Origin of the sequence: Candidatus Methylobacter oryzae, from assembly GCF_003994235.2 — a bacterium.
Classification (GTDB): Bacteria; Pseudomonadota; Gammaproteobacteria; order Methylococcales; family Methylomonadaceae; genus Methylobacter_A; species Methylobacter_A oryzae.
Map to the genome: position 1 here is coordinate 27,925 of NZ_RYFG02000108.1, position 22,598 is coordinate 50,522.

The following is a 22,598-nucleotide window of genomic DNA, read 5'->3' on the forward strand; positions in this document are numbered from 1 at the left end:
AGGTTAATTGAATTTTGGAATGACGGCGGCGGTAATGCTCGATATATAGCGTTTGCCTGTAAGATCGTAGAGAAACAGCAGGCCGCCGATTCGGCTATCCGCATCGCGAATCAAACCGTCCAGTTTTTCGGATTCCCATAAGCCGTCTTTGACAACCATCGTCAGGGTGCGCTGCTCGCCCGGTTTGATCGCGTCGTTATTATCCAAACTCATGCCTTCCTCGGAAACGCTCGAACTATCCGAAAGATCTTGATGCGCTACCGGCAACTCTTTGTTCAAAAAATACGCGTTGGCTGTCGAAAATTCGCCGATATGAAGAGGAGCATTGCTTTGGTTATCGATTTTCAAGTCAAACCTCATCGCCCGTTCCGCTACGCGGTATTCGGCTTTTAACGTATCGACATTGACGATACCGGCATTAACCTTAGCAGGGAGCGGTAAAATCTGGTCTAAAGACGCTTGTAGAGGAATCGTGTTGGGAAGGTTATTATTCGCCATCGCATTAAAGGCCAATACCATGACCGGTACGGCGACCATCGCCGATTTGGCTATCAGCTTATCTTGCGGCGTGATCAACTCATCTTCCATACCGGCTTCCAGCATGCGATAACGGGGTATAAACAAGGGTCTGCGCACCCACCATAATAGCCAGGCTGTTGCCAATATGCCCCAGAACGCATGCCACCAAACCCCGTTGGTAAAACCATAGCTCTCCATATCGATGACTTCGCCGTTTATGATTTTGGCCGGATTGGTAAAGTCCGACGGATCGCCGGCTATATCAAGCCACACGCCAGGCCCCATCACTTGTCCGGCATCCTTCAAGTTAAAGAATGGATGGATATGATAGCGGCCGGGCAAACGCCCCTTCAGCACGACCTTGAAATCGTAATCGCCGCCCGGTTCCAAAGCCACTGAATTAGTCCAGGGTTTGCCGTTCAGGTAACGTTCGGTCCTGATTAACACCGGCCCCGGTGTCGATATGTTTAAAAATGAGGCTTCCGGTTTCGGTACGCCGATAGGCCAATCCTCGGCGACATGAAATTTACCGCTGACACTGATTTCTTCATTGACGTTGAAAGCTTGTTTCGACCAATGCACGTCATACCATTGGATGGTGCGCATTCTGATGAAAGGCTCCAAGGCTTTCTCACCATGGGCCATGGCAGTCCGGACATCCATCAAGTACACGGAAAAAACAAGGCAGAACGACATTAAGGTTTTGGCTAAGATCATTTTCATAAACCCTCCCTTTAGATTTTGTTAAGGTAACGAGTTGTCGAGAACCACTTGCCGATATACCACCATAAGGTGTACATTAGCGTGCATAACAGCGCCGAACAAAATGCCGACAGCGGCGTCGCATATTGGCCGTAGGTTCGCAAAGTGCCTCGTTCGATGATGCGTAAATATTCCGGCATGCCGGTGCGGATGTATTGGAAACCGAACAGATCGGCGACGGTCACTTGCCCGTTACCCTGCTCAACAGGCACATGGAACATGCCGAAGATGGGCCAGTTGCTGGGGTAAAACAGCAACGCAAACGCTGCACCGCCAAAAATGGCCGTTACCGTCAGGCTATTGCTCAGCATCAGGATAAAGTCCAGAACCAATGCGCCCGGCAACATCGTGGCCGGTAAAACCATGTTGATCGGAAAAAAGTTCCAATAATGATAAGCGAAGATGCGGGTAACCCAAGTACCTATCAATAACGCTGCAACGCACAACGTAGCGCCCATCGGCAGACGAAATTTATTCCACATGACATACTGAACAGCAGCCGGAAAAGTGATCCCCATCAACGGTGTCACCAACGGCCAGTATTGTCTGTCCTTCCAGTCCACCCAGAAATCCCAGTCGCCGACAGTCAGCGCAAAATGAAGATGAAAGGCTCCGATAAACAGGAAAAGAGCCAATACCAGGATCAGGTAATCGTAAGCGCGGCTAATCCGCGCCTTTTCTCCGGTATACGGCCGAAAAGACCGGTTTGAAATAGTTGCTGACATAATTGTTTCTCCTATCAATAGCAATAGATAAGGCTGGCTCGCCTATCCAAAAAGTCAGCGTGTTGTAAATTTTGTCGACCAACCATTGAGGGGGAACTGGACCGGCTCAAGCTAAACAACACGCTTGAGTGATACAGTAAGTTGAAAACAGAGCCGTGTTAAATGTATAAATTTCATTGCATCATCGACACAATTCATGGCCGGCGCAGACTGCGTTTTTGTTATGCTAATCGTTGTCAAACCAACTCTGAAAGATCTCCGAATGTCTAATTTAAGAACTTTTGACCTGAATTTATTGGTGGCTTTCGACGTACTAATGCAGGAGTTGAACGTGACCCGCGCTGCGGAACACATGTTCATTACGCAATCGGCGATGAGCCATATTTTGCAAAGGCTGCGGCAACAATTGGACGATCCTCTGCTGGTTAAAACGCCGACAGGAATGAAGCCGACCGAAAGAGCGCTGGCCTTGATCGAACCGGTCAGAAGCTTATTAACTGAGGTGGAGCAACTGATCCAGCCGCCATTGGAATTCGAAGCAGGAACCAGCCAACGGCGATTCGTACTTGCGGCCACGGATTACATGGAACTGCTGTTAATGCCGGCGTTATCGGGATTGATCGATCAAATTGCCCCCGGCGTTGATCTTCACGTTAAACGCACCGAATCGTCGTTTCCGGTCGCACAGTTGGAAAACGGCAGCCTCGATGTCGTGCTCGGTTTTGAATCGGTGTTAAAGCCGCCCGCTCATTTACACTGCGAGCATTTATTCAACGACCAAATGGCCTGCGTGGTCAGGCAGGATCATCCGCTGCTAACACAACCGCCGTCGTTGGAAGAGTACCTGGCCGCGTCCCACATGTTGATTTCCAGGACCGGCAGCAATGTCGGCTTAATCGATCAAAAATTGGCGGAACTAGGCTTGGAGCGGCGCATCAAATTAATCGTCCCGCACTTTCTTTCCGCACCGCTGATCGTTGCCGAAACCGATATGATCTTGTCGCTGCCTTACCGGATTGCCGAGCAGTTTAAAAAATTTGCGCCGCTGGAAATTTTTCCGGTGCCTGTTGAACTTCCCAGTTACGAGCTAGTGATGATTTGGCATCCGTTACAGGATAAAGATCCGGCCCATCTTTGGCTGCGTGACAAAATCGTAGAGATAGGCCGGAACATGAATGGCTCATGAGTTTTAAAGCTGAGTTGAGCGGCTGGCCCGCTCAAACGAAACTTATGGCCTTTGGCTATAAAGCTGAGTTGAGCAGCTTGTCCGCTCAAACGAAACTTATGCCCTATGGGTATAAAGAACTAATATTAGGCATTGTCCACGAAATACACGAAAAAATATTAGTCGTCAGTTTCTAGCCGGCAGTGTCATATCCGGCATTTCGAGGTGGTTTCACTCTTTTCGTGTCCCTCGTGGCGAATAAAAAATTTGTGATTAAAGAGAAAATGTTGATTATCGTCCCGGCAATCCGCCAGCCAAGGCTTTTATCTGTAACAAATAATACGGCGGTTTCGATGCCGATACGCCGCCGTTCAGCATTGCCGACCGATGCAGTCGATTGACCACCGCAAACAATTGCCCATCAGGTCCGAAGCTGAACGAATCCACCCATGACAAGCGCGGACACTGTGCCAGCCGTTGGTATTTTTTATCGGCCGAAATCACGCCAATCGCATTGGCCGCCAGCTCGCCCAAATAGATATTGTTATCCTTGTCGATGGTGATGCCGTCCGAAATCGGTTTATCGCTGTAGCGTTCAACGCGGTCTGCCAACATTTTCGCATCCAGGTTTTCGTTGACCAGATCGTCCGCTTTTATCCGGTATAAACTCAGTCCATGCATCGGACCGAAATAAACCCATTCGTTGTTCATGTCTTCCGTAATCGGATTGACTCCAATATGAGGCCGAAGCAATTTCCCGGCTTTATCTTTCACTTGGACCGGTACATTATCGATGACCAAATCGACCGGCTCAGGAATAACGCTGTGATGGGCTTCAAGCACGCGTCTTGCCGTTCCTGTGCTTAGGTTGACGACAATCAGCGCGGCATTGGCGCCACCGGCCGGGTCGCTGATAAAAATATGCCGGTGTTTGGTGTCGATTGCAAAATCGTTAACAAAAGCATCCTTCGGCGCTATCGGTGCCGGCAAATGGATGACCTGATGCAGCTTATTGCTGCGAGTGTCCCAACCGACCAGCTTAGGGGTGACGCCGTTACGCATGCCGTTATCCAGCATCCAGACAATGCCATCGGCATCCGATCGAATGCCGAGCACGGAATCCAGTTTCAGGTTCGATATTGAATCCGAATCCGACAGTTCTTTATTAGGAAACGGCATCAATGCATTATCTTTATATTCAACCACTACATATTTAGGCTGATAAAACTGATGCATGCTGATGATGATACGGCCGTTATCGGTAACGGTGACATTACCCGGACCGGCATCAAGGTTGGCGATGATGTTGAATTTTGACTCGGGGCTTGCTGCCGCTTCGGCTTCAAATGCGCACAGCAATAAAAGTGCTGTGACTTTAACGAGGGTGTTCATAAATAACTCCAATTGAACAAGATTCATTGAAAACATTACTCTGCCGGGTTAAGTCTGTTAAATGATCTTTATTCATGGCGGTATTTATAAATTTTGTGAGGTTGGAGACGAGAGTGGATATTTAAATAAAATTAGGCTTAGCATATTGCCGAACTTCATTTGGCCATATTCATCGCCATAAAGCAGCCAGTCGCGACCGGCAGAAAATGGCCGAATTCTGGCATTCAAAACCTGGCTGGGGTCGTATCGGAACAAGTGGCTGTTTGCCGCTTGAAATCAGTGGTGGACTTCATCGGAATACACAACGGTTAAGCGGACAGTTTTAATAAGCTCCTGTTCATCATATTGTAATAAAAGTGATTTATCGTTAGTTATGCCCAGAGGGCATAAGTTTAATACCTATCAGTTTATTCAATACGTCATTCCGGCAGTTTATGCCGGTATGACGTGCTATTTAAGCAAAGTGATAGGTGAAGGGACATAAGTTTTGTTTGAGTAGGCAAGCTGCTCAACTCAGCTTTATACCCAAAGGGCATAAGTTTCGTTGAGCAGACAAGCTGCTCAACTCAGCTTTAATTTTCAGCGCAAAGGCAAATTAATGTTAGATCAATCTTTGTTAAACCAATCGAGAGCAGGCCTGTCCGAAATTGAGGCGGAGTATATTGCCAGCAGTCTTCTAAGAATTTGTCCCCCTGTGTCGCCTCAGCAAACTAACTTGGAAGTTACCAATCTGCTGAATGAGCATCCCGACCTGATTTCAGTTGCCGTGATAGAAGATAACAAGCCGATTGGCTTGATCACCCGTAATATTTTCATGGAAGGTTTGGCGAAACCTTTTCACCATGATTTATTCGACCGCAAAAGCTGCATTGCTTTCATGGACAAAGATCCGCTTATTGTTGACAACAATATGAGTATTCAAGAACTCAGCTTTAAAGTGTTGGGTTCCGGCCGGAAAACGCTGAACGACGGATTTATTATCATCGATGAAAATGGCGATTACCTAGGGCTGGGCAGCGGCGAAGATTTGGTTAAAGTCGTATCTTTTTTACAAGCGGAAAAAAACCGGCTCGTTACCGAAAGCATTAATTACGCAAGCGTCATCCAAAAGTCTTTCCTGCGTTCGTCAAGAGAAGACATGAGTGCGGTATTGCAGGACTATTTCATGCATTGGGAGCCGCGCGATAAAGTGGGCGGCGATTATTATTTCTGCAAGAAATTCGACGACGGATTTTTTCTCGCATTAATCGATTGTACCGGCCATGGCGTTCCCGGCGCATTTATGACATTGATCATGGCCTCGTTTCTCGACCATATCCTGGTCGAAGATAATCGTCACGATCCTGCCGGTGCGCTAGCGATAATGAATAAAAAGGTCAAATTGGCGCTTGGTCAAATAAGTCAGCCGGCTGCCGAGGGTTTTGATAGCGACAGGTTTTCCGCAAAGCGGAACGGTCAATCCGACGATGGCATGGACACGGCTTTCTGCTGGGTTAATACGCAAAACAACACACTGACTTATGCGGGCGCTAAAACTCCATTGTTTTATATAGACAGCACATCATCGAACATGCAGTTAATGGAGCCCGATCGCAAAGGGGTAGGGTATGTTGATACGCCGATGGATTACGAATGGACAAACCAGGAACTTTTGTTGGACAAGGGGATGTGCATTTATCTGACTACCGACGGTCTTGTCGATCAGATTGGCGGACCAAAGAAAATCGCTTTTGGTAAAAAACGCTTCTCGGCCTTGCTTCAGGACAATTACCTCAAGCCCATGCAGGAGCAGGAGGTCATTGTCATGCAAGCTTATTACGACTATCAGGGCAAGCAGAAGCGGCGCGACGACGTCTGCCTGATGGGATTCAGATATTAATTAACCGGAAAATTTTATGCTTATCGATCTGTTTACCGTATTCCGCGAAGAAGCCGATGCTAACGGTATTGTTTTTTATTACAGCGGCATCCTTTCGCAGAATGTTATCACCACCATGAGTGACTCGTTAAAACAAAAACTGCAAATTCAGGATGAAAAGGGAGCCAGGTCCCGCAAGTTATTCTCAACATTCATAGAAATGATACAAAATGCGCTGCATTACTCGCCCCGTGCGCCTGGTTCCGATGATACCAAGGAAGGCTCGATTATTGTCGGAAAGAAAGACGATAAATATTTTGTTATCTGTGCGAATTTTATTCAAAAACAGCATGAAGCACGTATACGCGAGAAGATTGATCCTATTCTGGAAATGAGCGCCGACGAAATCAGGCAAGCTTACCGTACGCAATTAAAAAATGATCGGCACAGCAGCGACACAATCAGCAAAGGTGCGGGTCTTGGATTCTTAACATTGGCAAGAGATTCAGTCGAACCTATCCAATACGCCATTAGAGAGGCGGTAGGTTTTGAAAATGAATTGTCTTGTTTTTATCTCAAAGCGACTATCTGAGGAGCTATCATGACTGACATATATATCCCGGCGACTTCCGATACACCGGAAATCAATTTTAAATTTTCAAGCAATACGCTGAGCATGTCCGGCGAAGCTTATCCTGAAAATGGCGTCGAATTTTTCCGGCCTATTCTTCGGCAACTGCAAAGCCATTTAAAATCATTGAACGGCGATGCTGTTGAATTTAATTTCAAACTTACGTATTTCAACAGTGTCAGTACAAAAGTCTTTTACAGCATGTTTGAATTATTGAACGAATATGCCAAAGCTCATCCAAACAGTGTTTTGTTGAATTGGCATCACGATGAAGACGATGACACGATTTTGGAATTGGGTCAGGATGTTCAGGAAGACTTTACCTGGATTGATTTTAATGCGGTAGTCTTGGCATAGTCATGTTTTCAAGCTGAATAGCTAACGAATCTATGAGCAATGCCAGTCATTGAACAGGTTTGCCGACAGGCAATCCTGTTTATGGTTCCCTAAAGAGCGGTGTTTCTGTGATATAAAAAAGGGAAGCTGTCAGGCTTCCCTTTATAGTGCATTCAGCGGTTCGATCATTACGCTTTATATTTGTCCATGGCTTCCAGTTTTGCTATGGCCTCTTTTATTTTGGCTTCAGTCTCGGCATTCAACTGACTGGCTGTATAGATCTTCTCCAACAATCCCTCTTCAACCAGGGCGTCTTTTATCCAGCGCTTAGTAAATCGATAATTGCCATAAGTCGTCGCAACTTCGCCTGTCTTCGGGTTTTTTAATCCGTTAGCCTTCGGAGTTGCTGCGGTGGTTTTTTTAGCGGCAGCAGCTTTGGTAGCGGCGGTTTTAGCCGTAGAAGTCTTGACCGTTCCTTTCGGGGCGGTTGTTTTAGTCGCTGCCGCTTTGGTTGTTACTGATTTTGTTGCTGCAGCCTTAGGGACAACGGTTTTTGTTTCGGCCGGTTTTTCTTTTATAACCGCAGTTTCCGGTTTTGGCTGCTCTATAGCGGTTGCTTTCGCTTCGGGTTTTGCCGTTGGCGCATTGGATTTAGTCGTTGCTTTTTGTTCGTCTATAACTACATAAACAACATAGGCGACAAAGATGGTAGTTAATATAAACAACCCTTCAGTCATAATGGCTCTCCTCCTCTTAAAAGTTAATTTTTCTTTTTATAGTTTTAAAATTAAACATCGCTGGGCAGCAGGTAAAGCAAGCTTTATATAATACAAGCAGGAGCCGTACAGCGAGTGCCGGAATATACCAGAAGCCAGAGGGTAGGGAAAACTCTAATTCGAAAAAACTGCAAATCTGTCCGATACTTAGCGCTAAGTCCGGCGGCTACCAGGCTATCTGTTTTTTTGCCAGTTTCGGTAAGTCGGCACGCAGGCCCATCGCGTAATGGTTGAAATAAGACTTTAACCAGGCCGTATTATTAATTGTATCCATTCCTATCGAGCGCAGGTTAGCGAAGGGCTGTGCGCTCATAGCGTAGGTTTTGTTCAGTACATCCATGCTCGACATCATGAGTAGATTGTCGCCTTTACGCCAGCGTTCATAACGGCGAAGAAAACGCGAACCGGATAACGGCCTTTTTTCTTGTTTGGTTTGGATGATCAGTTCCGCAATTGCGGCGGCGTCCAACAAACCGGCATTGACGCCTTGCCCGGCTAGAGGGTGCATTGCATGAGCAGCATCGCCGCAGAGAGCGAAGCGCTGATCGATATAGCGGTTTGCGTATTGAAAGCGTAAAGGAAATGCCGCGCGCGGGCCTACGTCGAGCATCTTGCCCAAGATTCCAGCGGAAGCTTGTTCAAGAACTTGCAGGAAATCTTGATCGGCAAGCGCCAGATGATTTTTTGCCGTTTCCGAACTTAAAGTCCAGACAATCGAAGACTGCCCGTTTTTTAGCGGTAAAAAAGCCAGCGGGCCTTCATCCAGAAAGCGTTGCCAGGCGGTGAATTGATGGCTTTTTTCGGTGCTTACCGTAGCGACCAGGCCATCCTGGTGATATTCCCAGCCGGTGACCTCAATGCCGGCCATCTTTCTTAAGACGGAATCGCGTCCGTCGGCGGCGATCACCAAGTCGGCGGCAAGAATCCGGCCGTCTTCCAGCCGTAATTGCCGGCCGTTTTCATCAACTTGCATATCGACAACTTTAGCGGGCGTGATGCACGTGGCCGAAGGCAAGGTATCCAGCATATCCCAAAGGGCTGCAACGGTGACTCTGTTTTCAACCAGATGGCCTAATTCGGAGAATGCGGTATCGGCACAATCGAAATGCAATTCGCCGCCGCCACGGGCATCCCAAACCCGCATGTCCCGGTAGGCGCAAACACCGCGCTGCACCATGCCCGGCCAAGCCCCCAGCATTTCCAGTATATTCCGGGAGGCTTGGGTTAGGGCCGAGACGCGGATATCGATAGGTTCCGGCGGCCATTGCCGGTCCGGGTTAAAACGCTCCAACAGCGCGACATTGATGCCGCCGTGTGCGAGGGCGCAGGCCGTTGCCGCCCCGACCATGCCGCCGCCGCAGACTATCACTTCATAACGATCGGTCATTGCACTCTCTCCTGTTGCATTGGGTTATATAAGGCGGGGCAAGCGCCCTGCCAAGCCCATTGCGTGGCGGGCGAGCCATGTTTTGGCGGCGGGAATATGGTCCAGTATCGCCAGGCCGACGTTTCTGGCCGCAGCCAATGCCAGCCAGTCGTTGGAAAAAATTTGCACCACGCTATTGGTAAAGCCGATAGTTCGGTCATGATCTTTCTGTCTGGAGTCGGCGTAAGCCTTTAGAAAATCTGCGGCGCCGATGTCTTGATTCGCCTGATATTGTTTAATGATCATTTCGGCTAGCTGCATAACGTCGCGAAGGCCCAGGTTAAATCCCTGGCCGGCAACCGGATGCAGTTGATGCACCGCATTGCCGATAACCACGGTTCTATCGGCGGTCATTTTTTCCGCACGTATCAGTGACAACGGAAAGGCCCGCCGAGGCGCGGTCAAGCCAAGCCGGCCCAGTCTATAACCGAAGCATTGTTGAAGCGCGGCCAGAAAGTCCGTTTCGCTACCGGACATTAGCCTGTCGGCATCTTCGCTGGAACGTGTCCAGACCACGGCGCAATGATGAGTACCTATCGGCAACAAGGCTAAGGGCCCGGAAGCGGTAAAGCGCTCGTATGCGACATTGTTGTGGGCTAGCGATGATTTTACCGTCGTAACCAACGCAGTTTGCCCGTATTCGATAACGTGCTGGGATATTTCCAGCAAATTACGGACCGAGGAGTTGCCGCCATCGGCGCCGACCAGCAGCTTGGCGGTTAAAGCCAACGACTCGTCTTCTCTTTTCAGGCTGACATTGACTGAATCATTACCCGCCATCAGCCCGATCAGCCGGGCAGGGCAAATCAGCTCTATATCGGCCTCACTAACCAGTTGGGCGACATGGGTTTCAATATCCCGCGCAGTGATGACATAACCCAATGCCTCCACATTTTCTTTTCGCGCCGAAAGCCTGACTTTGCCGAAGTGCCCGCGATCGGAAACATGAATATCTTTGATCGCGGTGGCGGCCCGACTGACGCCTTGCCAGATATCCAGCGTTTCAAGCATTTTTACGGTGCCGGCAGCCAAGGCCAAAGCCCTGTCGCCTGCCGGAGAGCTGCGATGCTGTTCGCGGGTGTTTGCTTCAACTATCGCAATCGATAAGCCGCTGTTTTTTAACGCCAAGGCTAGGCAGTTGCCTGCCAAGCCGCCGCCGACAATCAATAAATCATAATCATGTTGCATCAGCTCGCCTGCATTAAGCTTTCAATTTCCGCAATGGTTTTAGGGACGCCGCCGGTTAATATTTCATGCCCGTCGGCGGTGACCAGCACATCGTCTTCGATACGTATGCCTATGCCGCGCCATTGCTCGTCAACGGTCTGGCAATCTTCGGGGATATATAATCCCGGTTCGATGGTCAGCACCATGCCGGGCTCCAGCAAGCGCCATTCCTTGTCCAGTTTATAGTCGCCGACGTCATGCACGTCCATACCCAGCCAGTGACCGATCCTGTGCATGTAAAACTGTTTGTATTTTTCATCCTTGATTAGCTTTGACACTTTGCCTTTGAGCAGCCCCAGCGAGACCAAGCCTTTGGTCAGTACCTCAACCGAGGCGTCGTGCGCCAGATGCCATGGAGAGCCGGGTTTGATCTGTTCGATTGCCGCCGCTTGGGCATCCAAGACCAGTTGGTAAAGCTGTTTTTGCGGTTCGCTAAAGCTTCCGGAAACCGGGAACGTGCGGGTGATGTCGGCGGCGTAATGATCGCATTCGGCGCCGGCGTCGATTAGCAGTAAATCGCCGCTTTGTAATTTATCGGCATTTTCAGTGTAATGCAGTACGCAGGCATTTTTTCCGCCGGCGACAATCGACGGGTAAGCAACCGCACGCAAACCGCCCTGAATAAAGTGATAAATGATTTCCGCCTCTATCTGGTATTCATACATGCCGGGTTTGCATTTTTGCATCGCTTTGACATGAGCGTTGGCGGAAACTTCAGCGGCGCGGCGCATCAGCTTCAGCTCTTCGGGGCTCTTGAATAGCCGCATCTCGTGAAGGATGTGCTCCAGCGAAGCCAGCTCTCCCGGCGCGGTAACGCCGGTTCTGGACTGGCTGCGGATATGATTTATCCAGACCAGTAAGTTGTGGTCAAGGTCGGAATCGCGGCCAATCGGATAATAGACCTTGCCTTTGTCTTCGAGCATGCCGGGTAAAATATCGTCCAGATCGTCGATCGGAAAAGAATCGTCGGCCTTATAATGCGTGGTAGCGCCCTCGAGGCCTGCATGGGCGCCTTCCCACAGGGCTTTTTTCTCATCGAATTCGCGGCAAAACAAAATATATTCGCCCTGCTTGCGGCCGGGAATAAAAACAGCCAGGGAATCGGGTTCATTAAAACCGGTCAAATAATAGAAGTCGCTATCTTGACGGAACGGGTAATTCACGTCCCGGTTGCGAGTCCTAACCGACGCGCTGCCTATCAATGCAATATTGCCTTTGCCGATATGCTGCATCAACAGCTTGCGGCGTTTTTTAAATTCGCTTTGTTTCATTTTTAAATTCAGGTTAAAGGTCTAAGGTTCAAGATAAAAGACAAAATTTTGAAAAATTCTTATCTTGGATCTTTTGCCCTGAGCCTTTCACCTCCGTCATTCAACTCACTGCGCAGCAGCAGAACAGCCGACCTCATGTATTCGGTAATTTCCATGAAATCGCTCTCGTCATCTTCGCCTTCAGCCTCAATGTCCAGTTTGGTGAATTCGACAATATCTTTTAATATTTCTCTTGCTTCCTCGGACAGGTCGGAAGTGGCATGAGTAAAACCTACTCCCCATAAAAAGCCTTGGCACCAGTAAACCAGCGCTTCGACCTGCTCGCTCAATGAGGCTTCATCGCCGGGCAAAAGTAAGTCAAACTCAAAATCATCGCTCGCTAATAAGCTTCGCGTTTCCTCGAATAAACCAACCAGGACCGCTTTGTCTTCATCGGCCACAGGCGCCGCATCGCGGAATAGTTCGGTTAACCATTCAGCGCTTTGAGCCTGCCCATTGGCGCATAACATGCCTGAGGCCATGCCGTGCGCTTGCGCCGCCGAGAGTCCGGCGTCGCTACGTACAACTATTGTATTAATTATCGAGTAAGTCATAAATTCCACATAATAATTCTATCGCGGACTAAAAATATCGCTTATGCTACCATGATCGTTAACTTGGATAATATTTGTTAATCTTGAATCGCCCGGTAATGCGTATGTTTTTACGCGTTTCCCTGCAACAACCCAGTATCACCATGACAGAATCGAATCAATCTTTAGAGTTAAAAAAGCTTGAAGAAAAGCTGGATCAGCTTATTGAGCAATATGCTCATGTAAAAAACGAAAACAGTTCGCTAAAAATCAAACAGGACTCATTAGTCCGGGAAAAGGCCAAGCTTCTGGAAAAAACCACGCTGGCCAGAACCCGCGTTGAAGCGATGATTACCCGATTGAAAGCCATGGAGAATGGATCATGAATAAAAGGCCCCAGTCCGTACTGCTGACTATCATGGGTAAAGAATATAAAATTGCCTGTGATCCGGACGAACAAAGCGACTTGATTCAGTCGGCCCAACAGCTCGATGCGCAAATGCGTCAAATGAGGGATTCGGGCAAAGTGGCCGGCGCCGACAGAATTGCGGTGATGGCGGCGCTTAATTTGGCTCATGAGTTACAACTGATGAAAAGCCAGAATGAGATGCTGAACCGGACGTTGGGCGAATGTCTGGCGAAAATGGCTCAGAAGATAGAAAACGTTTTAGAAAATCAGTAAACACGCTAAAATAGCGTCCTGCATCTCCTGCGGCGTTCGAGAGTGTGCTGGGTGTTTCCTGAACCTGTTTTAACCCCGGGGGCGGATACCAGTATTGGTGAGCATGCCCGTTTTGTACGGGAAGCCTGATGTGCCGGCCATGTCCCCACTTGAACCTCCGGTTCAAGGACGAAAGCACATTACGGCGCAGGCGGGAGATGCACCATAAAATAACCGCTTCCGATAAATAAATCCCCATGAACTACTGGCTAATGAAATCCGAACCCGATACGTTCGGCATTAATGATTTATACAATAAGCCTAACCGGACCGAGCATTGGGACGGCGTACGTAATTATCAGGCCAGGAATATGATGCGGGATGACATGAAATTGGGCGACCAAGTCTTCTTCTATCATTCCAACTGCGATGTGCCGGGCATAGTCGGCATCATGGAAATAGTTAAAGAAGGCTATCCCGATTTTTCCGCTTTCGATCCGGATGACAAGCATTTCGATTCGAAAAGCGATCCTGAACATCCCCGCTGGATCATGGTTGACGTTAAATATGTCAAGACCTTGTCCCGCACGATCACGCTGAAAGAATTAAAAGATCGTCAGGAGTTGTCGGGTCTTGCACTGGTAAGGCGCGGCAACCGATTATCGATAATGCCTGTTAGCGAAGACCAGTGGAAGTTTATTCTTGCGTTAGAGTAAAAACATGGTTGGGGCTAACGCCTCAATAACACATATCCCAGGCTAAAAGCTGGTTTGCTTGTAGAACCATTGAATAATAAATAGGGCTCGGAGCAGAGTCCGCTTAATATTAAAAGGCAATTAATAAGAGGTGTTTTAGTGAGTCAAGTAGTTCGGTCGGCCTTGTCCTTGATAATTTCTTTACAGATAATACCTCTATTATTTTCGCTTCATTACGCTGCTTTTACATCGCCCCATGCCTGATAAGATGAGGGGTAACAGCTATGCCGTTATTCTTGCCGGAGGTAGCGGCAGCCGCCTTTGGCCGCTTTCGCGTACATTACGTCCAAAGCAATTGCTCCCGCTCAACGGCGATCAAACCTTATTGCAGCAAACCGCATCGCGCGTGCTGAATCATGTCGATGCCGGCCGTTTGTTGACGGTAACCCATCAAGACCACAAGTTCGAAGTCAAAGGCCAACTGGCCGAACTCGATGCCGCGCTGCCGGCTTCGGTACTGGCCGAGCCTTGCGCGCGCAACACGCTGCCCGCAATCGCCTGGGCGGTTTGGGAAATATTCAAGCAGGACCCGGACGCATTGATCGGCGTGTTTCCGTCCGACCATGCGATTAGCGACGAACACAGCTTTCTTTCCGCCTGGCGGTCGGCCGAACTCGCGGCCAAACAAGGCTACTTGGTATTGCTCGGCATCACGCCGACCGAGCCGGCGACCGGCTACGGTTATATCCATCCGGGCGCGTCGTTAAATCTCGACGGCGCGGCCAACCGGGTGTTGAACGTATCCCGCTTCGTCGAAAAACCCGACTTCGATAACGCCAAGCGTTTCGTAGCCGACGGCTATTTGTGGAACAGCGGCATGTTCGTATTCCGCGCCGGTGATTTCATGCGGATGCTGGCGCAACATCAGCCGGCGATCCACCAGGCGATTACAGCAATGTCCGGAGCGTCCGACGTCAAAGCCTGTTACGGCGACCTTCCTAACCTGTCCATCGATTACGGTTTGGCCGAAAAAGCTGGCAAAGTAGCGGTCGTGCCGGTGGCGATGGGCTGGAACGACCTTGGCAGTTGGGAGTCGATTTACCTGCATCGCGGTAAGGACGAGGCCGGCAATATGACCCAGGGCGACGTATTGACGCTGGATACGCAAAACAGCCTGTTGTGGACGTCCCACGGTTTGCTGGCGACGCTGGGCCTCAACAATATCGCCGTGATCCAGACCGCCGACGCGACGCTGGTTTGCGATCGCAGCCGTTCGGAAGACATCAGGCAAATCGTGGCCGAGGTGCAGAAAAACCATCCGCACTTGACCGAAACGCACTTGACGGTACACCGTCCGTGGGGCGTTTATACGATTCTTGAAGAAGGTCCTAATTTCAAAATCAAATGCATTGTCGTCAATCCCGGCGCGAAGCTGTCGATGCAAATGCACAAACACCGCTCCGAGCATTGGGTGGTTGTGTCCGGCATTGCCAAGATTACTAACGGCACGCAGGAAATCCAACTGGAGCCGAACCAATCCACTTATATTCCCAAGACGCACAGGCATCGCCTGGAAAATCCGGGCAGCTTCCCGTTGCAAATCATCGAGGTGCAATGCGGCGACTACGTCGGCGAAGACGATATCGTGCGTTTCGACGATACCTACGACAGGGCTTTAAGCCAATGACTAAAATAGCATTAATTACCGGCGTGACCGGGCAGGACGGCGCCTACCTGGCCGAATTGCTGTTGGACAAGGGCTATGAAGTCCACGGCATCAAACGCCGCAGTTCGCTGTTCAACACCGCGCGTATCGACCATTTGTTCCAAGATCCGCACGAGCAGGGCAAGCCGTTCTATTTGCACCACGGCGACATGACCGATTCGTCCAGCCTGACCCATATCATCCAGAAAGTGCAGCCGGACGAAATCTACAACCTGGCTGCGCAAAGCCACGTCGCGGTTTCGTTCGAGGAGCCGGAATACACCGCCAACTCAGACGCGTTGGGCGCGTTGCGCATCCTGGAAGCAATCCGTATTCTGGGTTTGCAAAATAAGACCCGTTTTTACCAGGCGTCCACGTCCGAGTTGTACGGTTTGGTCCAGGAAATCCCGCAAAAAGAAACCACGCCGTTTTATCCGCGTAGCCCTTACGCAGTCGCCAAGCTGTACGCCTACTGGATCACGGTCAATTACCGCGAAGCCTACGGCATCTACGCCTGCAACGGCATTTTGTTCAACCACGAATCGCCGATACGCGGCGAAACGTTCGTCACGCGCAAAATCACTCGCGCACTGGCCCGGATCAAGCTGGGCCTGCAAGAATGCCTGTACCTCGGCAACATGAACGCATTGCGCGATTGGGGCCACGCCAAGGATTACGTCGAGATGCAATGGCTGATGCTGCAACAGGAGCAGCCGGAAGATTTCGTCATTGCCACCGGCGTGCAATACAGCGTGCGCGACTTCGTCAATGCGGCGGCCAAAGAGTTGGGCATGGCGATTACCTGGCGCGGCGAAGGCGTCGATGAAAAAGGCTACGACGCATCCGGCAAATGCATCGTCGCGGTCGATCCGCGCTATTTCCGTCCGACCGAAGTGGAAACCTTGCTCGGCGATGCAACCAAAGCCCGAACCAGACTCGGTTGGACGCCTAAAATCAGTTTCGACGAACTGGTCGGCGAAATGGTTCGCGCCGATCTGGAATCGGCCGAGCGCGACGAGCTGGTCAAGAAGCACGGCTACAACGTGCCGAACTATAACGAATAATCGCGAAGATCAGCATGAGCAAGATGCGGATATTATTGACGGGCGGCGGCGGCATGGTCGGGCGGAATTTGCTCGAACATTCGGAAATCGGCGAGTTCGAGATGCTCGCGCCGAACAGCCGCGAGCTGGACTTGCGCGACTTCGGCGCTGTGCAAAGCTATTTGCAAACGCACCGGCCCGACATGGTCATCCATGCGGCCGGCAAAGTCGGCGGCATCCAGGCCAACATGCGCGAGCCGGTCGGCTTTTTGCTAGACAACCTCGACATGGGCCGCAATATCGTCGGTGCATCGCGGCAGGCAGGCGTCAAGCGCCTGATCAACCTCGGCAGTTCCTGCATGTATCCGCGCAATCATTCCGAAGCGTTGGGCGAGGACATGGTGCTGAAAGGCGAGCTGGAACCGACCAACGAAGGCTACGCGCTGGCCAAAGTGGTCACTGCCAGGCTGTGTGAATATATTATGCGCGAAGACGCGGCCTACCGATACAAGACGCTGATTCCGTGCAATCTGTACGGGCGCCACGACAAATTCGACCCGGCGCATTCGCACCTGGTGCCGGCGATCATCCATAAAGTCTACCAGGCCAAGCAATGCGGGCAGCGTAGCGTCGAAATCTGGGGCGACGGCAGCGCCCGGCGCGAGTTTTTATATGCAGGCGATCTGGCCGATGCGATCGTGCGCGCGATCACGCAGTTTGATGCGCTGCCGGACGTGATGAACGTCGGCCTGGGTTTCGATTACACGATCAACGAATACTACCGGGCCGCGGCCGAAGTCATGGGCTACGACGGCGAGTTCGTGCACGATCTTAGCAAGCCCGTCGGCATGGCGCGCAAACTGACAAGTATCGAGCGGCAACAAGCCTGGGGCTGGTCGGCGCGCCACGATTTGCAAAGCGGCATCGAACAAACCTACCAATTTTATTTGCAAGTATGTCGGTAGTGAGTTTCAAATTTCCGTTAGCCACCGCTTCCTGGGATAAGGAAGAGCTGGACGCGATGCAGCGCGTCATCGCTTCCGGCTTGTTTACGATGGGCGAGAATGTGCGGGCTTTCGAGCGCGACTTCGCCGGCTATACCGGCAGCCGGCATTGCGTGATGGTCAATTCCGGATCGTCGGCCAATCTGCTGATGGTCGCGGCATTGTTCTATACCAAGAACCCGGCGCTGAAACTGCAACGCGGCGACGAAGTGATCGTACCGGCGGTGTCCTGGAGCACGACCTATTACCCGCTGTACCAATACGGCCTGAAGATCAAATTCGTCGATATTGACCTGGACACGTTGAACTACGACCTGGAGCAATTGGAACAGGCCGTCACCGATAAAACCCGCGCAATCATGGCCGTGAACCTGCTCGGCAATCCGAACGATTTCGGCCGCATCGACCGCATCATCGGCGGGCGCGACATCGTGCTGATCGAAGACAACTGCGAGTCGATGGGCGCGAAATTCAACGGCAAGCACACCGGCACGTTCGGCGTGATGGGCAGTTTCAGCTCTTTTTTCAGTCACCATATTTCGACGATGGAAGGCGGTTTGATCGTCACCGACGACGACGAACTGTACCAAATCCTGCTGTCGCTCAGGGCGCACGGCTGGACGCGCAACCTGCCCAAGCACAACCTGGTTTGCGCCGACAAAAGCGACGATCCGTTCGAGGAATCGTTCCGCTTCGTGCTGCCCGGCTACAACGTGCGCCCGCTGGAACTGGAAGGCGCGTTGGGCGTCGCGCAATTGAAGCGTTTGCCGGAAATGGTCGAGGAGCGCCGCAACAACGGCAAACTGTTGCAAGCGGCGTTAAGCGATCATCCTGAACTCCTTATCCAACGCGAAATTGGCGAAAGCAGCTGGTTCGGCTTCAGCCTGGTGATCCGTCCGGGTAGCGTATTGACGCGCAAGGAGTTGGTCGCCGAATTGAACGAATTGGGTTTCGAATGCCGGCCTATCGTCGCCGGCAACTTCGCCAAAAACGAAGTCGTGCAATATTTCGACTCGGAAGTGTACGGCACGCTGAAAAACGCCGAGCATATCGACCGCAACGGCCTGTTCGTCGGCAACCATCACTACCCTATACCGGAAGCCTTTACAGCGCTGGCCGCACTGCGCATGGGAGTCCAATGAAAGCGGTCATTCTTGCCGGCGGATTAGGCACACGCATCAGCGAGGAAACCACGGTCAGGCCCAAGCCGATGGTCGAAATCGGCGGCCGGCCGGTGCTTTGGCACATCATGAAAATCTATTCCGAGCACGGCATTAACGAATTCATCGTCTGCTGCGGCTACAAAGGTTACGTGATCAAAGAATACTTCGCGAACTACTTCCTGCATATGTCCGACGTGACTTTCGACATGCAACATAACAACATGGAAGTGCACCAGCGCAATGCCGAGCCGTGGCGGGTCACGCTGGTCGATACCGGCGAGGACACGATGACCGGCGGCCGCATCAAGCGCGTCGCCGATTACCTGGACGGCGAGGATTTTTGCTGCACTTACGGCGACGGCATCGGCGACGTGGACATCACCGCGCTGGTCGAATTCCACAAACAACACGGCAAGCTGGCGACGCTGACCGCGATGCAGCCGCCGGGCCGGTTCGGCGCGCTCAACCTGGACGGCAGCAGCGTTACCGGTTTTCAGGAAAAACCGCAAGGCGACGGCAATTGGGTCAACGGCGGTTTTTTCGTGCTGTCCGCGAAAGTGCTCGATTATATCCACGGCGACGATACGGTCTGGGAGCGCGAACCAATGGAGCGGCTGGCCCAAGAAGGGCAAATGGCGGCTTTTTTTCATTCCGGCTTCTGGCAACCGATGGATACGCTGCGCGATAAAACTTATCTTGAAGCCTTATGGGCAAGCGGGCAGGCGCCGTGGAAAATATGGTAGATCCGTCATTCTGGGCCGGTAAAACCGTGCTGCTGACCGGCCATACCGGCTTCAAGGGTGGCTGGCTTTCACTATGGCTGCAAGAGATGGGGGCGAAAGTGACCGGTTATGCGCTACCGGCGCCGACCGAGCCGAGCCTGTTTGAGGTCGCCGACGTCGCCGACGGCATGATCAGCATCGAAGCCGACATCCGCGACTTCGCGGCGCTGTCCGGCGCATTTGCAAAATACCGACCCGAAATCGTCATTCATATGGCGGCGCAACCGCTGGTGCGCTATTCCTACGCCAATCCAATCGAAACCTACTCGACCAACGTAATGGGCACCGTGCACGTGCTGGAAGCGGCCCGATTGACCGACAGCGTGCGCGCGATCGTCAACGTGACCAGCGACAAATGCTACGAAAACCGCGAATGGGCCTGGGGCTACCGGGAAAACGAAGCGATGGGCGGCTACGATCCCTACAGCAACAGCAAAGGCTGCGCCGAGCTGGTCGCGGCCGCATATCGCAGTTCTTATTTCAATCCCGGCAATTTTCCCGAGCACGGCGTCGCGCTGGCTTCGGCCCGGGCCGGCAACGTGATCGGCGGCGGCGACTGGGCCGGGGACCGGCTGATCCCCGACATCATGCGCGCGATCATGCAAGGCCAGCCGGTGCCTATCCGCAATCCGCATGCGATCCGTCCGTGGCAGCACGTGCTGGAGCCGTTGTCCGGCTATTTGCTGTTGGCGCAGAAACTGTACTCCGACGGCGCGGCCTACGCCGAAGCCTGGAATTTCGGTCCGAACAGCGAAGACGCAAAACCCGTGCAGTGGATAGTCGAAAACCTGACCGCTTCCTGGGGCGAGGGCGCCGGCTGGGTGCTGGATCAAGGCCTACACCCGCACGAGGCGCATTACCTGAAGCTGGATTGCTCGAAAGCCAAAGCCCATTTGGATTGGCAGCCGAGATGGAACCTGGATTGCGCGCTCGATAAAATAGTCGCTTGGTACAAGGCCTATCAACAAAACCTGAATATGCGCGAGATAACCTTGGCGCAGATTGCGGATTATCAAACCCATAAAGGAGCTTAACCATGCAAGCTATCAAAGCGATTTACAAAGAAGGCAACATTCAGTTGCTTTCGCCGTTAGTCGGAGTCGGCAGCGAGGCTGAGCTGTTTGTCGTTGTACTCGATAAGAACGACCAGGCGAGCGGCATGGCCGAATCGCTGCGCGCCGCTGCCGACAAGCCCGAACAGGAATTCCAGGCAATCGGCCTGGCGAGTTTTTTCGATACCGAAGACGATAACAACGTCGATTGGGAGGAGCTGTTCGATGCCAAAGCTCGGTGATATTGTCCTGCTGAGTTTCCCTTATTCCGATCAGGCCGGCGGCAAAGTCAGGCCGGGCTTGGTTATCGGTTCTAACCGGCGCAGCAAAAGCGACGATGTGAACGTGGCCTATATCACCACCGAAGTCGACGCTTACGCTGCCGATGCCGCGGCTGTTCTGATTACGGCCGGCGACTTGGCCGAGGGGGCGCTAAAACGCGATAGCCTCGTGCGCGTCGATAAAGCCATCACTGTACAAAGACGGATTTGCCGCAAAGTCGCCAGCGTCAACAGCAAAAAACTCGACGAAGTGTTGCGGGCGGCGACCGCGTTTAACGTGGAAAATTTCGCCGAACATAAATACAAGTCCTCGGACTTTGAACCGGGCTTCAGCGTAATCCCGCCGTCCGGCAAAGTGCTGGGCGCCGGCGAGTTGATCAACATGGTCGACGCCTCGCTGGACGGTTGGCTGACGACCGGGCGCTTCAACAAAGCGTTCGAACAGCGTTTCGCCGAATTCGTCGGCGTGCCGTACGCATTGACGACCACGTCAGGATCGGCGGCCAACCTGCTGGCGTTTACCGCGCTGACCTCGGACAAACTGGGCGAGCGCGCGTTGCAGCCGGGCGACGAAGTCATTACCGTCGCGGCCGGTTTTCCGACCACCGTCAACCCGATTTTGCAGAACGGCATGGTGCCGGTGTTCGTCGACGTCGATATTCCGACTTACAACATCGACGCCGAAAAAATCGAGGCGGCGCTAACCGATCGTACCCGCGCGATCATGATTGCGCATACGCTGGGCAACCCGTATAACCTCGATGCAGTGATGGCGGTTGCCGAGCGGCATAAGCTATGGGTCATAGAGGATTGCTGCGACGCGCTGGGTTCGCTGTACCAAGGCCGGCATGTCGGCACGTTCGGCCATATCGCGACGTGCAGCTTCTATCCGGCCCACCATATCACGATGGGCGAAGGCGGCATCGTTTTCACCAAAGACCGCAAGCTGAAAAAAATTGTCGAATCGTTCCGCGATTGGGGCCGCGATTGTTATTGCGCGCCCGGTTGCGACGACACCTGCCGCCGGCGTTTCGGTTGGCAACTCGGCGACCTGCCTAAGGGCTACGATCACAAATACACCTACTCGCATTTGGGTTACAACCTGAACATCAGCGACATGCAGGCCGCTTGCGCGCTGGCGCAGATGGACCGTTTGCCGGACTTTATCGTTGCGCGCAAACGCAATTTCGACTACCTGAAAACACGGCTGCAATCCTGCGCGGACAAGCTGGTCCTGCCCGAAGCTACCGCCGGTAGCGAGCCGTCCTGGTTCGGCTTCCCGATTACGATCAAGGCGTCAGCCGGCATCGAGCGCGTCGAGCTGTTGAAACACCTGGACCGGCACAAAATCGGCACGCGCTTGCTGTTCGCCGGCAACCTGACCCGCCAGCCGTATTTCAAAGGCCGTAATTACCGCATCAGCGGCGACTTGACCCGCACCGACGACATCATGAACAACACGTTCTGGATCGGCGTCTACCCCGGCTTGAGCGAGCAAATGCTGGATTACGCGGCCGGGCAAATCGAAGCGTTCCTGGGCGTAAAATCGTAA

General features: G+C 51.9%; 24 protein-coding genes and 1 other RNA gene. 17 read left to right on the forward strand and 8 right to left on the reverse strand.

Annotation, left to right across the window (positions count from 1 at the left end; translation table 11 throughout):
• Window positions 1-3 precede the first annotated feature (3 nt).
• Complete coding sequence (gene amoB, locus EKO24_RS15160) at window positions 4-1,242, reverse strand: bacterial ammonia monooxygenase, subunit AmoB (RefSeq protein WP_127028231.1); 1,239 nt, start codon at window positions 1,240-1,242, stop codon at window positions 4-6.
• An 11-nt stretch (window positions 1,243-1,253) separates the two neighbouring features.
• Window positions 1,254-2,006 carry a bacterial ammonia monooxygenase, subunit AmoA gene (gene amoA / locus EKO24_RS15165; protein ID WP_127028232.1) on the reverse strand — a complete coding sequence of 251 codons (753 nt, stop codon included), beginning with the start codon at window positions 2,004-2,006 and terminating at the stop codon, window positions 1,254-1,256.
• A 262-nt stretch (window positions 2,007-2,268) separates the two neighbouring features.
• Between amoA and EKO24_RS15170 the strand changes: the two genes are divergently transcribed.
• Both EKO24_RS15170 and EKO24_RS15175 read left to right on the forward strand, forming a co-directional pair.
• The gene (locus EKO24_RS15170) at window positions 2,269-3,192 is read left to right on the forward strand and encodes a LysR family transcriptional regulator (protein ID WP_127028233.1); all 924 of its coding nucleotides are present in this window, start codon (window positions 2,269-2,271) and stop codon (window positions 3,190-3,192) included.
• Entirely contained in the window at window positions 3,189-3,368 is a 180-nt protein-coding gene (locus EKO24_RS15175) for a hypothetical protein (RefSeq protein ID WP_127028234.1), read from the forward strand. Before EKO24_RS15170 ends, EKO24_RS15175 begins: the two co-directional genes overlap by 4 nt.
• Before the next feature lie 94 nt (window positions 3,369-3,462).
• On the opposite strand, the gene EKO24_RS15180 is transcribed toward EKO24_RS15175, so the two are convergent.
• Complete coding sequence (locus EKO24_RS15180) at window positions 3,463-4,563, reverse strand: L-dopachrome tautomerase-related protein (RefSeq protein WP_127028235.1); 1,101 nt, start codon at window positions 4,561-4,563, stop codon at window positions 3,463-3,465.
• Between the two features lie 598 nt (window positions 4,564-5,161).
• Between EKO24_RS15180 and EKO24_RS15185 the strand changes: the two genes are divergently transcribed.
• From EKO24_RS15185 to EKO24_RS15195, 3 genes are read left to right on the forward strand one after another with little or no spacing between them, the layout of a single operon-like run.
• Complete coding sequence (locus EKO24_RS15185; protein WP_127028236.1) at window positions 5,162-6,442, forward strand: SpoIIE family protein phosphatase; 1,281 nt, start codon at window positions 5,162-5,164, stop codon at window positions 6,440-6,442.
• A gap of 16 nt (window positions 6,443-6,458) precedes the next feature.
• Window positions 6,459-7,013 (forward strand): SiaB family protein kinase, encoded by a 555-nt coding sequence (locus EKO24_RS15190; RefSeq protein WP_127028237.1) that lies wholly within the window; start codon window positions 6,459-6,461, stop codon window positions 7,011-7,013.
• A gap of 9 nt (window positions 7,014-7,022) precedes the next feature.
• On the forward strand, window positions 7,023-7,409 hold the full coding sequence (locus EKO24_RS15195) for a DUF1987 domain-containing protein (RefSeq protein ID WP_127028238.1): 387 nt from the start codon (window positions 7,023-7,025) through the stop codon (window positions 7,407-7,409).
• A gap of 167 nt (window positions 7,410-7,576) precedes the next feature.
• Here EKO24_RS15195 and EKO24_RS15200 read toward each other — a convergent pair whose 3' ends face one another.
• The 5 genes from EKO24_RS15200 to EKO24_RS15220 form a co-directional block, all read right to left on the reverse strand.
• Window positions 7,577-8,125, reverse strand: coding sequence for a hypothetical protein (locus EKO24_RS15200; protein ID WP_127028239.1), 549 nt, complete (start codon window positions 8,123-8,125; stop codon window positions 7,577-7,579).
• Window positions 8,126-8,330: 205 nt separating this feature from the next.
• Complete coding sequence (locus EKO24_RS15205) at window positions 8,331-9,551, reverse strand: UbiH/UbiF/VisC/COQ6 family ubiquinone biosynthesis hydroxylase (protein ID WP_127028240.1); 1,221 nt, start codon at window positions 9,549-9,551, stop codon at window positions 8,331-8,333.
• A 24-nt stretch (window positions 9,552-9,575) separates the two neighbouring features.
• On the reverse strand, window positions 9,576-10,778 hold the full coding sequence (gene ubiH / locus EKO24_RS15210; RefSeq protein ID WP_127028241.1) for a 2-octaprenyl-6-methoxyphenyl hydroxylase: 1,203 nt from the start codon (window positions 10,776-10,778) through the stop codon (window positions 9,576-9,578).
• The gene (gene pepP / locus EKO24_RS15215) at window positions 10,778-12,088 is read right to left on the reverse strand and encodes a Xaa-Pro aminopeptidase (protein WP_127028242.1); all 1,311 of its coding nucleotides are present in this window, start codon (window positions 12,086-12,088) and stop codon (window positions 10,778-10,780) included. Before pepP ends, ubiH begins: the two co-directional genes overlap by 1 nt.
• A gap of 59 nt (window positions 12,089-12,147) precedes the next feature.
• Complete coding sequence (locus tag EKO24_RS15220) at window positions 12,148-12,681, reverse strand: UPF0149 family protein (protein ID WP_127028243.1); 534 nt, start codon at window positions 12,679-12,681, stop codon at window positions 12,148-12,150.
• A 143-nt stretch (window positions 12,682-12,824) separates the two neighbouring features.
• Between EKO24_RS15220 and EKO24_RS15225 the strand changes: the two genes are divergently transcribed.
• The 12 genes from EKO24_RS15225 to rfbH all read left to right on the forward strand — a co-directional run bounded on the left by EKO24_RS15225 (window position 12,825) and on the right by rfbH (window position 22,598).
• Window positions 12,825-13,046: a TIGR02449 family protein gene (locus EKO24_RS15225; RefSeq protein ID WP_127028244.1), complete on the forward strand. Its 222-nt coding sequence runs from the start codon at window positions 12,825-12,827 to the stop codon at window positions 13,044-13,046.
• The gene (locus EKO24_RS15230) at window positions 13,043-13,342 is read left to right on the forward strand and encodes a cell division protein ZapA (RefSeq protein WP_127028245.1); all 300 of its coding nucleotides are present in this window, start codon (window positions 13,043-13,045) and stop codon (window positions 13,340-13,342) included. Before EKO24_RS15225 ends, EKO24_RS15230 begins: the two co-directional genes overlap by 4 nt.
• A 21-nt stretch (window positions 13,343-13,363) precedes the next feature.
• A non-coding RNA gene (ssrS, locus tag EKO24_RS15235) (6S RNA) lies at window positions 13,364-13,543 on the forward strand.
• Between the two features lie 35 nt (window positions 13,544-13,578).
• Window positions 13,579-14,037, forward strand: coding sequence for an EVE domain-containing protein (locus EKO24_RS15240; protein ID WP_127028246.1), 459 nt, complete (start codon window positions 13,579-13,581; stop codon window positions 14,035-14,037).
• A 235-nt stretch (window positions 14,038-14,272) separates the two neighbouring features.
• The gene (locus EKO24_RS15245; RefSeq protein WP_196240030.1) at window positions 14,273-15,703 is read left to right on the forward strand and encodes a mannose-1-phosphate guanylyltransferase/mannose-6-phosphate isomerase; all 1,431 of its coding nucleotides are present in this window, start codon (window positions 14,273-14,275) and stop codon (window positions 15,701-15,703) included.
• Entirely contained in the window at window positions 15,700-16,785 is a 1,086-nt protein-coding gene (gene gmd / locus EKO24_RS15250; RefSeq protein WP_127028247.1) for a GDP-mannose 4,6-dehydratase, read from the forward strand. Before EKO24_RS15245 ends, gmd begins: the two co-directional genes overlap by 4 nt.
• 14 nt (window positions 16,786-16,799) lie before the next feature.
• On the forward strand, window positions 16,800-17,729 hold the full coding sequence (locus tag EKO24_RS15255; protein ID WP_127028248.1) for a GDP-L-fucose synthase family protein: 930 nt from the start codon (window positions 16,800-16,802) through the stop codon (window positions 17,727-17,729).
• Complete coding sequence (locus tag EKO24_RS15260) at window positions 17,729-18,910, forward strand: DegT/DnrJ/EryC1/StrS family aminotransferase (protein ID WP_127028249.1); 1,182 nt, start codon at window positions 17,729-17,731, stop codon at window positions 18,908-18,910. Before EKO24_RS15255 ends, EKO24_RS15260 begins: the two co-directional genes overlap by 1 nt.
• Window positions 18,907-19,674: a glucose-1-phosphate cytidylyltransferase gene (rfbF, locus tag EKO24_RS15265; RefSeq protein WP_127028250.1), complete on the forward strand. Its 768-nt coding sequence runs from the start codon at window positions 18,907-18,909 to the stop codon at window positions 19,672-19,674. The genes EKO24_RS15260 and rfbF overlap by 4 nt, the downstream gene beginning before the upstream one ends.
• On the forward strand, window positions 19,668-20,747 hold the full coding sequence (gene rfbG, locus EKO24_RS15270; protein WP_127028282.1) for a CDP-glucose 4,6-dehydratase: 1,080 nt from the start codon (window positions 19,668-19,670) through the stop codon (window positions 20,745-20,747). The genes rfbF and rfbG overlap by 7 nt, the downstream gene beginning before the upstream one ends.
• A 2-nt stretch (window positions 20,748-20,749) precedes the next feature.
• Entirely contained in the window at window positions 20,750-21,007 is a 258-nt protein-coding gene (locus EKO24_RS15275; protein WP_127028251.1) for a hypothetical protein, read from the forward strand.
• Window positions 20,991-22,598, forward strand: a complete 1,608-nt coding sequence (gene rfbH / locus EKO24_RS15280; protein WP_127028252.1) for a lipopolysaccharide biosynthesis protein RfbH — start codon at window positions 20,991-20,993, stop codon at window positions 22,596-22,598. Before EKO24_RS15275 ends, rfbH begins: the two co-directional genes overlap by 17 nt.

Bases quoted from the DNA above. Each gene is read 5' to 3' on its own strand.
- amoB (WP_127028231.1), bottom strand. From the start codon at position 1,242: ATGAAAATGATCTTAGCCAAAACCTTAATGTCGTTCTGCCTTGTTTTT.
- amoA (WP_127028232.1), bottom strand. From the start codon at position 2,006: ATGTCAGCAACTATTTCAAACCGGTCTTTTCGGCCGTATACCGGAGAA.
- EKO24_RS15170 (WP_127028233.1), top strand. From the start codon at position 2,269: ATGTCTAATTTAAGAACTTTTGACCTGAATTTATTGGTGGCTTTCGAC.
- EKO24_RS15175 (WP_127028234.1), top strand. From the start codon at position 3,189: ATGAGTTTTAAAGCTGAGTTGAGCGGCTGGCCCGCTCAAACGAAACTT.
- EKO24_RS15180 (WP_127028235.1), bottom strand. From the start codon at position 4,563: ATGAACACCCTCGTTAAAGTCACAGCACTTTTATTGCTGTGCGCATTT.
- EKO24_RS15185 (WP_127028236.1), top strand. From the start codon at position 5,162: ATGTTAGATCAATCTTTGTTAAACCAATCGAGAGCAGGCCTGTCCGAA.
- EKO24_RS15190 (WP_127028237.1), top strand. From the start codon at position 6,459: ATGCTTATCGATCTGTTTACCGTATTCCGCGAAGAAGCCGATGCTAAC.
- EKO24_RS15195 (WP_127028238.1), top strand. From the start codon at position 7,023: ATGACTGACATATATATCCCGGCGACTTCCGATACACCGGAAATCAAT.
- EKO24_RS15200 (WP_127028239.1), bottom strand. From the start codon at position 8,125: ATGACTGAAGGGTTGTTTATATTAACTACCATCTTTGTCGCCTATGTT.
- EKO24_RS15205 (WP_127028240.1), bottom strand. From the start codon at position 9,551: ATGACCGATCGTTATGAAGTGATAGTCTGCGGCGGCGGCATGGTCGGG.
- ubiH (WP_127028241.1), bottom strand. From the start codon at position 10,778: ATGCAACATGATTATGATTTATTGATTGTCGGCGGCGGCTTGGCAGGC.
- pepP (WP_127028242.1), bottom strand. From the start codon at position 12,088: ATGAAACAAAGCGAATTTAAAAAACGCCGCAAGCTGTTGATGCAGCAT.
- EKO24_RS15220 (WP_127028243.1), bottom strand. From the start codon at position 12,681: ATGACTTACTCGATAATTAATACAATAGTTGTACGTAGCGACGCCGGA.
- EKO24_RS15225 (WP_127028244.1), top strand. From the start codon at position 12,825: ATGACAGAATCGAATCAATCTTTAGAGTTAAAAAAGCTTGAAGAAAAG.
- EKO24_RS15230 (WP_127028245.1), top strand. From the start codon at position 13,043: ATGAATAAAAGGCCCCAGTCCGTACTGCTGACTATCATGGGTAAAGAA.
- EKO24_RS15240 (WP_127028246.1), top strand. From the start codon at position 13,579: ATGAACTACTGGCTAATGAAATCCGAACCCGATACGTTCGGCATTAAT.
- EKO24_RS15245 (WP_196240030.1), top strand. From the start codon at position 14,273: ATGCCTGATAAGATGAGGGGTAACAGCTATGCCGTTATTCTTGCCGGA.
- gmd (WP_127028247.1), top strand. From the start codon at position 15,700: ATGACTAAAATAGCATTAATTACCGGCGTGACCGGGCAGGACGGCGCC.
- EKO24_RS15255 (WP_127028248.1), top strand. From the start codon at position 16,800: ATGAGCAAGATGCGGATATTATTGACGGGCGGCGGCGGCATGGTCGGG.
- rfbF (WP_127028250.1), top strand. From the start codon at position 18,907: ATGAAAGCGGTCATTCTTGCCGGCGGATTAGGCACACGCATCAGCGAG.
- rfbG (WP_127028282.1), top strand. From the start codon at position 19,668: ATGGTAGATCCGTCATTCTGGGCCGGTAAAACCGTGCTGCTGACCGGC.
- EKO24_RS15275 (WP_127028251.1), top strand. From the start codon at position 20,750: ATGCAAGCTATCAAAGCGATTTACAAAGAAGGCAACATTCAGTTGCTT.
- rfbH (WP_127028252.1), top strand. From the start codon at position 20,991: ATGCCAAAGCTCGGTGATATTGTCCTGCTGAGTTTCCCTTATTCCGAT.